12 protein-coding genes and 2 pseudogenes are annotated in these 13,311 nt (G+C 55.4%); 3 read left to right on the top strand and 11 right to left on the bottom strand.

What is annotated here, in order from left to right; all coding sequences use genetic code 11:
- Entirely contained in the window at window positions 1–291 is a 291-nt protein-coding gene (locus tag ACTX90_RS18280; protein ID WP_204677711.1) for a hypothetical protein, read from the top strand.
- Between the two features lie 471 nt (window positions 292–762).
- Here ACTX90_RS18280 and ACTX90_RS18285 read toward each other — a convergent pair whose 3' ends face one another.
- A complete protein-coding gene (locus ACTX90_RS18285; protein ID WP_204677709.1) occupies window positions 763–2,199 on the bottom strand; it encodes a hypothetical protein in 1,437 nt (478 codons plus the stop codon).
- A gap of 149 nt (window positions 2,200–2,348) precedes the next feature.
- Window positions 2,349–2,579, bottom strand: coding sequence for a hypothetical protein (locus ACTX90_RS18290; protein WP_128471546.1), 231 nt, complete (start codon window positions 2,577–2,579; stop codon window positions 2,349–2,351).
- A gap of 96 nt (window positions 2,580–2,675) precedes the next feature.
- Here ACTX90_RS18290 and ACTX90_RS18295 point away from each other — a divergent pair, with 96 nt between their 5' ends.
- Window positions 2,676–3,551, top strand: a complete 876-nt coding sequence (locus ACTX90_RS18295) for an SHOCT domain-containing protein (protein WP_204677707.1) — start codon at window positions 2,676–2,678, stop codon at window positions 3,549–3,551.
- Between the two features lie 512 nt (window positions 3,552–4,063).
- On the opposite strand, the gene ACTX90_RS18300 is transcribed toward ACTX90_RS18295, so the two are convergent.
- From ACTX90_RS18300 to sul1, 8 genes and pseudogenes are all read right to left on the bottom strand, one after another.
- On the bottom strand, window positions 4,064–4,843 hold the full coding sequence (locus ACTX90_RS18300; protein WP_504434247.1) for a DUF8608 domain-containing protein: 780 nt from the start codon (window positions 4,841–4,843) through the stop codon (window positions 4,064–4,066).
- Between the two features lie 347 nt (window positions 4,844–5,190).
- Window positions 5,191–5,775: an Abi family protein gene (locus ACTX90_RS18305; RefSeq protein ID WP_504434248.1), complete on the bottom strand. Its 585-nt coding sequence runs from the start codon at window positions 5,773–5,775 to the stop codon at window positions 5,191–5,193.
- Between the two features lie 291 nt (window positions 5,776–6,066).
- Entirely contained in the window at window positions 6,067–7,206 is a 1,140-nt protein-coding gene (locus ACTX90_RS18310; protein WP_204677701.1) for a helix-turn-helix domain-containing protein, read from the bottom strand.
- Window positions 7,199–7,993 (bottom strand): hypothetical protein, encoded by a 795-nt coding sequence (locus ACTX90_RS18315; protein ID WP_204677783.1) that lies wholly within the window; start codon window positions 7,991–7,993, stop codon window positions 7,199–7,201. Before ACTX90_RS18315 ends, ACTX90_RS18310 begins: the two co-directional genes overlap by 8 nt.
- A gap of 394 nt (window positions 7,994–8,387) precedes the next feature.
- Entirely contained in the window at window positions 8,388–8,951 is a 564-nt protein-coding gene (locus tag ACTX90_RS18320; protein WP_204677781.1) for a recombinase family protein, read from the bottom strand.
- Window positions 8,952–9,426: 475 nt separating this feature from the next.
- Window positions 9,427–10,191, bottom strand: a complete 765-nt coding sequence (locus ACTX90_RS18325; protein ID WP_001389365.1) for an IS6-like element IS6100 family transposase — start codon at window positions 10,189–10,191, stop codon at window positions 9,427–9,429.
- 19 nt (window positions 10,192–10,210) lie between these two features.
- Window positions 10,211–10,564 (bottom strand): annotated as a pseudogene (locus ACTX90_RS18330) (GNAT family N-acetyltransferase); the annotation flags it as partial.
- Between the two features lie 127 nt (window positions 10,565–10,691).
- Window positions 10,692–11,543, bottom strand: a complete 852-nt coding sequence (gene sul1 / locus ACTX90_RS18335; protein ID WP_031966051.1) for a sulfonamide-resistant dihydropteroate synthase Sul1 — start codon at window positions 11,541–11,543, stop codon at window positions 10,692–10,694.
- Window positions 11,544–11,644: 101 nt separating this feature from the next.
- Here sul1 and intI1 point away from each other — a divergent pair.
- Window positions 11,645–12,472 (top strand): annotated as a pseudogene (gene intI1 / locus ACTX90_RS18340) (class 1 integron integrase IntI1); the annotation flags it as partial.
- Window positions 12,473–12,526: 54 nt separating this feature from the next.
- On the opposite strand, the gene ACTX90_RS18345 reads toward intI1, so the two are convergent.
- Window positions 12,527–13,291, bottom strand: a complete 765-nt coding sequence (locus ACTX90_RS18345; protein WP_001389365.1) for an IS6-like element IS6100 family transposase — start codon at window positions 13,289–13,291, stop codon at window positions 12,527–12,529.
- Window positions 13,292–13,311 lie beyond the last annotated feature (20 nt).

The raw sequence follows: 13,311 nt of genomic DNA on the forward strand, positions 1-13,311 counted from the left end.
ATGTCTGTCGAGCTTGTTGATGTTATTTTTACGACGGCCTCCGCGCCTTGGAAGATTCGGCGGGGCGGTCGGGTCTGGCAGGTTGTCGTGGAACCTACCCATCATTATGAACGAGTGAAGTGGTGGGAAGATACGAGCTTCACTATTAAGAAGGGCAGCGCTGACCGGATTGATTATGCGGTGTGGCTGGTGCAGGTGCGGCTTGGCGCTAATCCCAGGTCGGATCTTGTGACCTGGGAGCTGGTGGAGCATCCGCGCACTGGTTCTTGGTCTGTGCGCGAGGTGTTATGAAGTTACGAGATCTAGGTGATATTTCGACCTATCGCAGCAGCGAAAGATACGAAGAACCCGAGGATGACAGCTTCGTATAACCAACGTAGTTCGGTTGTTTGTGGTTGGTTTTCTTGGCTAAGTCGGTAGTGGCCGCGTGCGGCCGCGCCCATCACGAGGATTGTTCCTGCGGCGCTTGTGTAGATCCAGCCGTCACGTCCTGGCGTGATGAAAGGAATACCAGGTAGATGAGTCCAAAGATGATTGCAGCGCGCGCTTGGGTGAGATAGTGCGTTGCTTGTTATGGGTTTCGTGTCATGAGTGCTGCTTTCTAGAGATCCGTGCACATGCCATGCTCGCATATCGTGTGCTGACTCGAGTTCTGAGCGTGTGGCTTGTGTTCGGTCGGTCGATTGGTTCCTGCTGTCCACCATGTGTGCGAAAAAAGCAGCGGAGCGGGAGGGCTTTTTTCGTGCCCATGTGGGCAGGAGGCTAGGAACATGCCCTGGTTCGGCGTGCGGCGGCCAGGGCGGCGCGTGCGGCTGCGGCACCTCGGGAGGCCGTGGTGCGCAGCTGCGGGCGCTGCGCGGCTTGCTGGGCGCGGCGTTCGGCGGCGGCTCGGGCGGCGGCGCGCGCGTGGCTGCTGGCGGCTGCTGCTCGCTGGGATCGGCTGAGCATGATTTCTCCGGTGGCGGTGCGCCATTGGTTCATGCGGTGCAGGATCGCTGCGCGCAAGATCCGGCAGTAGTCGATGTAGGACTGAGTTTCACGGTTGTGCTGGGGGAGTACTCCCCAGGCTTCCTTGCCGTGCAGGCCTGGTGTGGTGCGCCATTCCAAGGCGTGCTGGATATCTGCGATTGTCCATCCGGCATTGAAGAATGGCTTGAACATGTTGAGCACGTTTTTCTTGGAAAAACGGGCAAAATCTGGCATTCGACGCAAGATTTCAGCGGCAGCCGATAACCCCTGTCCTCTAGAGCTGATAGTTCTGTGAGCTGGCCACAGTTCGACTGGTCGATCATCGCTGTGGTGAGTTCGCACGGCGGAGCCGTGCCCAAAAATCTTTTCAGTGCCGCGTAGCGGCTCATTGTGAGTGTTTTTCTCGCGCGTGCGCGTGTAGGAACTTACTTCGTAAGTGGTTAACCCCCCTACGGGGAGGGGTTCTAAGTTATTTCCACAGGCCGTGTTGTTGGGGGTGTGGTGGGTCTGGCGGGTTGTGGTCGTGTCTTCGGAGTCCTGGGGGCGGAGTCCGAGGCCGATGGGGCGGCACACGACGTAGACGGGGGCTTCGTTGGTCGCTGGCTGGCCAGCTTTGGCGGCGTATTGTGCGCTGCGGCCGGAGGCGACGATGCCGAGGATGCCGTGGGTGCGTAGGAATTTGAGAGCGTTGCCTACGGTGGAGCGGGATACGCGTGCTTTAGAAGCGATGGTGTCCCAGGTGATGCGCACCGTCATGCTCTCGTGGTCGGTGTAGCGAAGGAGTACCCAGAGGACGGCGAGGATGTTGCGTTTGCAGTCTGCGCGGCGTTCGAGCAGTGCGTCGAGGGTGCGTGTGGCGCGCCAGGCTTGGGCGGTGTGGTCGATTTTCTTGCTGCCAGTGGGGATGGCCCAGGCAATCGCGCGAGGCGAGGTTTCCTGGGCACGGGAGACCCGCTTGATGTGTATCGGGGCGGGGGTGTGGGCGTGTTTGGTGGCGAGGGCTTCTTTGGCCGCGTTGAACTGGCTTTTCCCCTTGACAGTGAATCCTTCGGGGGTTTCTGCCTTGGTAAAGGGGCGGTGTCGTTTGGCGGTGTGGGCGAGGATGGCGGCGATGCGGCCGTCGGTGGGGCGGGTGCACCAGCGTGGTTTTGTGGTGTGGATCGCGGTGTTTTGCGGCGTTTCGGGGGTGCTGGTGCTTGATTGGGCGCGCGGAGGCGCTACTATAGACACATAAGTCCTTTTCTCTTTGGAGGGTAAAGGAAGGGGAGCGTCCGGCTGGTAACCGGAAGCTTCGTGGTAAATCTCGATCTGCTGTACTCGGCAAAGTGTTCAGATCGGATTCAGAATTTCAGTCCCGCGCTTTGCGCGGGCTTTTCTGTTTAAGGCTTGTCGATAGGCAGCTGGTCCTTTTCGAGTTCCTGAGGAACCCACGTTGGGATACCTCGGCTATCAAGTTCGACTGTTTTCACCATGAGGTCAAAAAAAGCGGCGCTTGTATATCCCGACTTCTCAGCAAGCTCAGCAAAACGATCTTTGCTGGCCTTCTCAACCTTCCACCCAATGGATGTAGGCTCATGGAGCGTCCCACGAGGTCGCCGTTTGATAGTCATGACAGCAGTCTAAGGGTTATCAGTAACCCTAAGGAAGGTGCGACACGCACCGACTCTAAATTTGTTGACCTGCCGTCGTTTTAGAAAACTCATCGCATGATCAGGGATAATCAGATTTTGATTATTCACAAAGTTCCTACGCCTGGAACTTTTGCCATTCAGGATGGGTCATTGGAAATTATTCTTGCTCTACTCGTAGTCTTTGTGGTCGTTGGCCTAATTATGCAGGCTGGGAAGCCCACTAAACAGCAAGTCAAAACGCAAAGCAATATCGATCAGATGCGCCCTCTTCGTGTGAAGTGGCTTCTTGACGAAGGCGTGAGTGGGCCGATCCTCAGCCAAGCAAGTGATGGTCATGTGTTGGGGCAGGGGAGCAAAGGGCAGGCATATCTATTTCGTCCCTCGTATACCTCAGGGATGCTCTTAGACCATACCTCCGTAATTGGCGTTGATGTAGTTGAAGACGGAATTACGGTAACGCCTGCTGGGCGTGGTCGTCAGATCGGTTCCGCCATTGTAGGTGGAGCAATCGCAGGAGGGACAGGAGCCGTCATCGGTGGCTTAGGTACTTCTAAGACAAGTCGGGAGCACGTGAACAAAGTTCTATTGCGCCTCAGCCTTAACGATGCCCGATGGTCCTTGATCGAGATAACTTTTCTCGATGCTCCTGGCAGTGGGCTACCTAAAAATAATCCTGCCTACCTCAAGGCGAGAACCGATGCGTTCGGCTGGTGCGCGAAAATCGAATCAGCAGTACGTGCCAGCAGCGAAACAGTCGCGCCGGTAAGTACGACACCTTCTGGTGATACTACTGCGACGCCAACGCAGGGAACACAAAATAATTTGAGTGGATCTTCGGATGACGACTTGCTTGGAAAGTTGGAAAGGCTGATAAAAATGAAGGAAGCTGGACACCTAAGCGAGTCCGAGTTTGAGGCTCAAAAGAACATAATTCTTGGTCGTGATTCATAAATTTTCGGAATCTAGCAGCTAATTCCAGTCAGTGTTCATGCTTGGTCTCTAAATCCAGTATGATCGAGCATTTTGTGAGTCCACAGCCAGTGACGGTCAAAGGTTGGAATCGCCAAGGTATCGTCCGAGTGCAGAGCGATAAGGATGTTGTTCAATCCGCGCGGCCCAGCTTTTTAGGCTGGCCGTGGACGACGGGGTCATCGCACAGGACGACCCCTACGATCGGGTTCAGAGGCTACTGAAGGGTTTGGTCTTTGGTCGAAACGCAGCATAGCCGATCCGCACTGACCGTGGCCCGCTAAAAGTGTCTCGCAACTAACGACGGCGACACGATTTTAGGCCGTCAGTTGCAACACATAGTTGTAAGAATAGTGGAGCATTGATTTCTCGCGGATTTTCTTCAGGGGAGTGGCATCCAACAAGGCGTGTTACAACTCTTAGGTTGAGATACATTGTCCTCAATGGAAGACGTCGATTATAAGATGTGGTCAATTAGCGGCGATGGTAGTAATTTAGCCAAAGCGCCCCTTCGATTGATTTACAGTTTGAACTCTTTGGCTAATTCCAGGTGCAACTAGGAGCTCGTGGAAGGCTGCCTCAATGAATTCCAAGCTGACAAGTATTTCCTGAACTGTGAGGGATGTTCCCTCATGAGTTCCCTCGTTGCCAATCCACTTGACTGCTTGTAGTAATTCTGCGACCTTCTGATTACCCGTTTTCGTTTTCCATTGTTTGATTCTTTGGTGCAATGGCGTGTATGAGCCTTTGGAGTTGCGTGCTGGTACGCCCTCGTTGCTTAAAAAGCATTCGACAGAATTTCGTAGGGCAGTTGCTGCGAAGCTTGGGTCTACGAAGACTAGGGGGCGGGCTCTATCGATAGCTCGACGCACATCCCTAGGTATATCTTCCGGCAACGTTATTAGGAGCAAAGGAGGGTTAAAGTAATCAATCTTGTAAAATTCGGAGTACCTTTGACCTTGATATCCTTCGTCCGGATCATTTATCGGTCGATCACGAGATACATCCACTCTAAAACTTCCGACCGCCGTGACAATCTGTTCGCACTCGCTATTTTCGCAACGACCGCTAAGTTGCATCGTTCCGGAAATCCATTCTGGCTCCCATGCGTCATGTCCTCGGTAGCTACGAGAAATTTTGTTTTCAGCGGTTTCTGGCTTACCCCACTTCACGTATCCTTCCCGGCATGAGGGGCAGCGCGTCCGTGGCCATTGTGTGCCTTCCTCAATCTCTTCGCTGAACCGTTGGATAACTCGGAGGTAGTCACTTATCAAATTTTCACTGCCTTTCCGACATTTTGATTGGAAGATTTAAGGGTATGTTTTTGGAAAAATTTAGCATTCGACTGCGGTCTTATCCATTCTTGTGGTAAAGGTTCTTACGACGCCCCGATCTTATTTCCAGGACGTGTTGTCCGATCAATCGGCTATGCGCGCTGTGGGCTCAGAGTTTGGTTCCTAAGGAAGTTGCCCTGCGTCTTGTTCGCGGTGAAGAATTCTCAGCGTTGAGAGAAAACTGCGAGCATGACTCGTTTAGTGAAAAACTCTGCTATTACGCGATGGGTGAAGAATCTCTATGCGGATACCTATAGGTAAGGGGCATTCTTTCGGAATGATTTTTTCTAGGTAGCTCTAGGGCGACTAGTCAAAAGTGTTGGCACACGACTGTTTTCTTCGATCCATGTTTCCAAGTCTGGGTCTATGTATCCGGACAAGGTGTGGAGGTCGGAAAATCTTGCAGGCAGATCTGCGGCCCAAATTCGATGATGGTGCCCTATCCTGTTTCGCAACGACCTGAGTGATTCAACCTTAGCGCTGACAAGGGCTTGGTTACGGCTTTTCATATGAGGAAAGGCTCCTACCAAATCGGGCCACAGGAACATTTGACTCTTTGACACCATTTGGTGCCAGAAACCAAAGGAGATTTCTGAGATGATCTGTCCTGAGTCCAGTGGCATCCCGTTCTTTCGAACACGTCCAATGGCGGTATCGATATCAGCATAGGGGTATGCATGGCGGCGAGATCCCCGCCCTCGATCCCGGCCGAGTTCGCGTGCGTCATCAAATATCCAATGCCCCGCGCGCCCTTTGGTTATGTGCCGAACAGTCATCTGTCGGTCAATGGCATTGCGCAGCGCCACCTCGAGGTGAGTGAATGATTCCCAGAAAGCAGCCGAAATTTCTGTATTCCACTCGTAAAGCTGCATAGCTAGATCTTGATTCTCACCGCATTCGTCAAGGTAGTGCCTTAAGCGTGCGGTCCCAAAATGAAGCTCATGGAAACTCCACGTTTGTAGGTTGGCCATCAACATCCGATTCGTCTAGAATGAAAGAGAACATCCCGGAACCGTCCCTGTAGTCTTCTTCTGAAGGCCGATCAAACGGCCGGGATTCTGCTTTAACTGATCATTTTATCTCGTAGGTGTCCACTGAAGTCCCAAGTCAGCGGATGTATCCGTATGCTTCGCAGTTGAGATCCTATACGTGCCCTAAATGGCTTAGTTTCTACGTGTTCCGAAGAGTTGCACCACGTTGTTGTCTTCTTCGCGGGAGGTTACATGTGGTGTGCCTTCTGAGGCATTATTTTCCTCTGCCCCAGGAGCCCAAAGTCGGAGAAACTTGGGTGAAATTCCGAGTTTTTGCGCTGCCTTGGTGTATGGAGTGGAACCGAACATCCTAGTCAACATTTGTCGGAGGAGTATAGGTTCTTCAGGGGCAACTTTGACGGGCTCTTCCTTACGCCAACCTTTGTACGAAAGTTGCACCATGAGTGATTTCCGTCTGGTGTCGCTTAGGAGCCCGAGTTTGTGCCCACGGGCAATGATTGCCTGGATAGATACACCCCAAGTGGCTTTGAGTTTGAGGTAGCCGCTCAGGTTAAGAGTCTCGCTGATCTCATTCTGCATGGATTTTTTCGGTAGAAGGAATGCGCCGGCAAATTCGTTCGCTTCCTGTTCTTTGGCCTTCTCGTCTAGCAGGATGCGATCGCCATGGAGGATCAAATGGCCGAGCTCATGGGCCTTACTGAACCTCTCGCGGTCACCAGAACCGCCACTCACATATGTTATGAACGGGCGATGGCTGGGATAAGTGGGCCGCGAAAGACCCTCGTGCTTGGGAAAAAGATCTTCAGATCGGTCGGAAATGGGAACAACGATAACTCCCTTTCGTTCCAATGAACGGGTCAGGTTAAGCACTGGGGTTTCGGTGTTCAGCCCTAGAGCTGTGCGTGTAGCTTTCGCGTAGAATTCCATGTCTTCGCCAGTGATGAGTGACTCCTCAGTGGCAGCTGCGCGGGGCAGGTTTGGGCGAACGAAATCGACAGCAGTACCCATATGATTTGCGATACGCTCGATTTCGTTGAACCGGGCTTCGACCGCAGCCTTTGCTCCTGCTGAGGCCAACTTTCGGTAGGTAAGGGGTCCTGGCAATGGCTGAGCATCCATCTCAAAAAAAGTGATAGGGGTGTTGGTCGCGAAGGCAATGGACTGTGCTGCAGTGGGTGAAAGAGTTCGGTCCCCTCTTTCCATGAGTGAAATCTGCGCTTGGCTGATTCCTGTTGCCAGTGAAAGTTCGGCCTGGCTGATGCCGAGTAGATGCCTCAACGTTAGTAGGCGGACACCTGGCTCGTTAGACACCCTCCTCACCTGAAATTTCGTCCTCCGCTACTTGGGGATTGAATAGGTCTTCTTCGTGAGCAGGCTCGCCGACGAATTCGAGTTGCTCAAAGTCGCTTCGGTTGGGCGCCAGTTCCATTGCGAAATCGACTTCCACGGTGCCTCCATATCGACCTTCCTTGATGGGTCGTACGACTCGAAGTGAAACAGTACCGTCGTTTTGCGGTGTCCAGAGTGCGAGAAGGCGGTGAAAGCCTGGATCTGGGAAAAGTGTGCCGGTTTCGAATTCGAGCATGGGCGTATTTCGCCAATATGCTCGGCGTGTGAGATTTGAACCGGCGTGAGGGACCCCTGCGGTCTGCTTCGCAGACTTGAGTAGACGCATGGTGATGCCCTCTTCCTTGTGAACGAGTGAAATCTGTCCCATAAGTTCAGGGTTTCCACCGAGCGACCAACTGGCTGCAGGGGCATTGGTTAAGTGTTCACGAACACCGGCACGAATCACTCCAGATCGAAGGTGAGCCATGCGTCCGGCATTTTTGTATGGCGGGATATAAGTTTGCGCATCAATCACAGCCAGAGCAAAGGCCTCGTGCAGGGGCTCTGTGAGCGGTAGCAATGCTGTGTGTAGTCGTACCGCTGTGTCCATATTAAAGTCGGCCAAGTTGTTGCCCCCCATGTATTTTTGACCCCAGAAATCCCAAGTTGTAATAATATTACATGGTAAATTAACGATTCCAAATATGCCACAACCCGCTTCTTGGGGCTTTCTGTGGCAAACGGCACCGATCGCTCCTTCGTCCATCATCGGTTGATAGTAGTGATTTCCTCGATTTCATTAGCGTGCTGCCGAGTGGGGCTCTACTCCGGGTTAGGATCTGGAAACGAGCGGAGAATACTGAGGGCAGGTCAGTATGAGGTGTCTTATTCGTCCACTTATCATGTTCCGTGGAAGCTGATTGCGCATAGCTGGAACAGTGAACTTTGGCGGCTCTTCGATTTTTGAGACGCTTCTGGACTGTTCCGCAATTATGGATGGAGGAACTGCTAGAGGCGATGGAAGGCCGGATCCTCGTTTCGCGATTTTTCGTAACCAAGTTATGGCCAGCATAGAGCGTAAGCAGATCTGGCCGAAAATGGCATTGCGGCTGGCTGTATTAGTCAAGAAGGCTATTGGTGATTGAGTGCTTCAGTTGTCTTTGCTATTCCGGTGCTTTACCCAACGCCCGGTAAACCGTGCTACGGCTGACACCTAGAACTTCGCCTATTTGCGCAACTGTCATGTCCTTCTGTTCATAAAGTCTTTTGGCGGTGCGTAGTTTGTCGGGGGACAGGGATGGTGGTCGTCCGCCAGTGCGGCCGCGGGCTCGGGCTGCTTGGAGCCCGGCGTTGGTGCGTTCGCGGATAAGGTCTCTTTCGAATTCGGCGAGTGAAGCGAAGATGTTGAAGACGAGTCGTCCGCCGGAGGAGCTGGTGTCGATGTTCTCCTGCAGGGATTTGAACTCAATGCCTTGTTGCTGCAGCGCGTCCATGTGATTGATCAGGTGGCGAATGGAGCGACCGAGTCGATCGAGCCTCCAGACCACCAAAGTGTCGCCTGGCCGTATCTGGTCCAGGAGTTTATCGAGTTCGGGACGTGACTCGAGGGCCCCGGAGGCGGTGTCGGTGAAGATGCGATAGCAGCCTGCTGCAGTGAGCGCATCGAGCTGAAGTTGTGCATCTTGGTCGCCGGTAGAGACTCTGGCGTACCCGAGGAGGTGTCCCATGTATCCAAATGTATCAATACTCGTGCGAACAGGTGTGTATCGGCACATAGTTTGTGACACTGAGTTTTGCGGCGAAGCACGCCTAAAAATCTGTTGATTTTTCAACTGTCCTTGCTTTTCAGCAGAGCGCACGGTTTGGTGTGTCATAAACGAACGATTTAGACACAACCGAGCCGTGCAGTTACTTCATGTGCTTAAAGATTTTCCGAGCATCCATACTCTGATCGAATATCCCTGAATGTGGGTCTGATGCTGTAGGTTTCTCTTGAGATTTAGATTCGATTATTGTGGGGGAGCAGATGGCCAGAAGAGTGCTTACGATTCATGAATTAACTTTTCGTGAGAAGGGTAAGAGTGAAGGAGCTGGCCGTGTTTTCGCACCGGCTGATCTTCTGGGTAGCGATCTCCTAGATATATTCTCGGCTCTGTTGCAAAGATTGGCGGCAGTCAGAGGTAGGCTGTCGCTCTGCGCCGATCAGGCGGCTGCTGCGAAATGGTGGTTGAGCATGCCCATGGCCTCCGTCAGCGCCGAGGGCCCAATGCCAAAAGCTCTCTCCACAAGGCGCACCTCGCCCCTGATGCCGGGCTGCAGGCACCAGGGGCGAGCCTGTCCTTTGCGCAGGGCTCGCATGACTTCGAATCCCTTGATCGTGGCATAGGCCGTGGGGATCGATTTGAAACCGCGCACCGGCTTGATCAGTATCTTGAGCTTTCCGTGATCGGCCTCGATCACGTTATTGAGATACTTCACCTGCCGGTGGGCCGTCTCCCGGTCCAGCTTTCCTTCGCGCTTCAATTCGGTGATCGCTGCACCATAGCTCGGCGCTTTGTCGGTATTGAGCGTGGCAGGCTTTTCCCAGTGCTTCAGGCCTCGCAGGGCCTTGCCCAGGAACCGCTTCGCTGCCTTGGCGCTGCGGGTCGGCGACAGGTAGAAATCGATCGTGTCGCCCCGCTTGTCGACTGCCCGGTACAGGTAGGTCCACTTGCCCCGCACCTTGACGTAGGTTTCATCCAGGCGCCAGCTCGGATCAAAGCCACGCCGCCAGAACCAGCGCAGCCGCTTCTCCATCTCCGGGGCGTAGCACTGGACCCAGCGATAGATCGTCGTATGGTCGACCGAAATGCCGCGTTCCGCCAGCATTTCCTCAAGGTCGCGATAGCTGATCGGATAGCGACAATACCAGCGCACCGCCCACAGGATCACATCACCCTGGAAATGGCGCCACTTGAAATCCGTCATCGTTCCGTCCGTCCAATCTCCGCCAAGCATGCTCAAGCTTCACGATTTTTGCAACAGAGCCCCGGCCCGCATGTGTCCGTCGCACCGCGAGCTTGTGCAGATATGCGGCCTCCCCCTTGAGGGCGTCGGGCCAGAACTCGGGATCCTCGGCCGACAAGGTGCAACAGCCGACGATGCCGTCGCTGCAACTCGCGACTAGGAGCTCGGATCTCAGGACGAAGGTCTCCGCGAATGTCCGGTCGATCCGCGCGACGTCCCAGGCGGGCGTTCCCTTGGCGGACATCCACGCCGCAGCGTCGTGCATCAGCCGCACAACCTCGTCGATATCACCCGAGCAGGCGACCCGAACGTTCGGAGGCTCCTCGCTGTCCATTCGCTCCCCTGGCGCGGTATGAACCGCCGCCTCATAGTGCAGTTTGATCCTGACGAGCCCAGCATGTCTGCGCCCACCTTCGCGGAACCTGACCAGGGTCCGCTAGCGGGCGGCCGGAAGGTGAATGCTAGGCATGATCTAACCCTCGGTCTCTGGCGTCGCGACTGCGAAATTTCGCGAGGGTTTCCGAGATGGTGATTGCGCTTCGCAGATCTCCAGGCGCGTGGGTGCGGACGTAGTCAGCGCCATTGCCGATCGCGTGAAGTTCCGCCGCAAGGCTCGCTGGACCCAGATCCTTTACAGGAAGGCCAACGGTGGCGCCCAAGAAGGATTTCCGCGACACCGAGACCAATAGCGGAAGCCCCAACGCCGACTTCAGCTTTTGAAGGTTCGACAGCACGTGCAGCGATGTTTCCGGTGCGGGGCTCAAGAAAAATCCCATCCCCGGATCGAGGATGAGCCGGTCGGCAGCGACCCCGCTCCGTCGCAAGGCGGAAACCCGCGCCTCGAAGAACCGCACAATCTCGTCGAGCGCGTCTTCGGGTCGAAGGTGACCGGTGCGGGTGGCGATGCCATCCCGCTGCGCTGAGTGCATAACCACCAGCCTGCAGTCCGCCTCAGCAATATCGGGATAGAGCGCAGGGTCAGGAAATCCTTGGATATCGTTCAGGTAGCCCACGCCGCGCTTGAGCGCATAGCGCTGGGTTTCCGGTTGGAAGCTGTCGATTGAAACACGGTGCATCTGATCGGACAGGGCGTCTAAGAGCGGCGCAATACGTCTGATCTCATCGGCCGGCGATACAGGCCTCGCGTCCGGATGGCTGGCGGCCGGTCCGACATCCACGACGTCTGATCCGACTCGCAGCATTTCGATCGCCGCGGTGACAGCGCCGGCGGGGTCTAGCCGCCGGCTCTCATCGAAGAAGGAGTCCTCGGTGAGATTCAGAATGCCGAACACCGTCACCCTGCTGCGTAACATCGTTGCTGCTCCATAACATCAAACATCGACCCACGGCGTAACGCGCTTGCTGCTTGGATGCCCGAGGCATAGACTGTACAAAAAAACAGTCATAACAAGCCATGAAAACCGCCACTGCGCCGTTACCACCGCTGCGTTCGGTCAAGGTTCTGGACCAGTTGCGTGAGCGCATACGCTACTTGCATTACAGTTTACGAACCGAACAGGCTTATGTCCACTGGGTTCGTGCCTTCATCCGTTTCCACGGTGTGCGTCACCCGGCAACCTTGGGCAGCAGCGAAGTCGAGGCATTTCTGTCCTGGCTGGCGAACGAGCGCAAGGTTTCGGTCTCCACGCATCGTCAGGCATTGGCGGCCTTGCTGTTCTTCTACGGCAAGGTGCTGTGCACGGATCTGCCCTGGCTTCAGGAGATCGGAAGACCTCGGCCGTCGCGGCGCTTGCCGGTGGTGCTGACCCCGGATGAAGTGGTTCGCATCCTCGGTTTTCTGGAAGGCGAGCATCGTTTGTTCGCCCAGCTTCTGTATGGAACGGGCATGCGGATCAGTGAGGGTTTGCAACTGCGGGTCAAGGATCTGGATTTCGATCACGGCACGATCATCGTGCGGGAGGGCAAGGGCTCCAAGGATCGGGCCTTGATGTTACCCGAGAGCTTGGCACCCAGCCTGCGCGAGCAGCTGTCGCGTGCACGGGCATGGTGGCTGAAGGACCAGGCCGAGGGCCGCAGCGGCGTTGCGCTTCCCGACGCCCTTGAGCGGAAGTATCCGCGCGCCGGGCATTCCTGGCCGTGGTTCTGGGTTTTTGCGCAGCACACGCATTCGACCGATCCACGGAGCGGTGTCGTGCGTCGCCATCACATGTATGACCAGACCTTTCAGCGCGCCTTCAAACGTGCCGTAGAACAAGCAGGCATCACGAAGCCCGCCACACCGGGCTCTGTTGCAAAGATTGGCGGCAGTCAGAGGTAGGCTGTCGCTCTGCGCCGATCAGGCGGCTGCTGCGAAATGGTGGTTGAGCATGCCCATGGCCTCCGTCAGCGCCGAGGGCCCAATGCCAAAAGCTCTCTCCACAAGGCGCACCTCGCCCCTGATGCCGGGCTGCAGGCACCAGGGGCGAGCCTGTCCTTTGCGCAGGGCTCGCATGACTTCGAATCCCTTGATCGTGGCATAGGCCGTGGGGATCGATTTGAAACCGCGCACCGGCTTGATCAGTATCTTGAGCTTTCCGTGATCGGCCTCGATCACGTTATTGAGATACTTCACCTGCCGGTGGGCCGTCTCCCGGTCCAGCTTTCCTTCGCGCTTCAATTCGGTGATCGCTGCACCATAGCTCGGCGCTTTGTCGGTATTGAGCGTGGCAGGCTTTTCCCAGTGCTTCAGGCCTCGCAGGGCCTTGCCCAGGAACCGCTTCGCTGCCTTGGCGCTGCGGGTCGGCGACAGGTAGAAATCGATCGTGTCGCCCCGCTTGTCGACTGCCCGGTACAGGTAGGTCCACTTGCCCCGCACCTTGACGTAGGTTTCATCCAGGCGCCAGCTCGGATCAAAGCCACGCCGCCAGAACCAGCGCAGCCGCTTCTCCATCTCCGGGGCGTAGCACTGGACCCAGCGATAGATCGTCGTATGGTCGACCGAAATGCCGCGTTCCGCCAGCATTTCCTCAAGGTCGCGATAGCTGATCGGATAGCGACAATACCAGCGCACCGCCCACAGGATCACATCACCCTGGAAATGGCGCCACTTGAAATCCGTCATCGTTCCGTCCGTCCAATCTC

Source organism: Glutamicibacter soli, assembly GCF_052322135.1.
GTDB lineage: Bacteria > Actinomycetota > Actinomycetes > Actinomycetales > Micrococcaceae > Glutamicibacter > Glutamicibacter soli.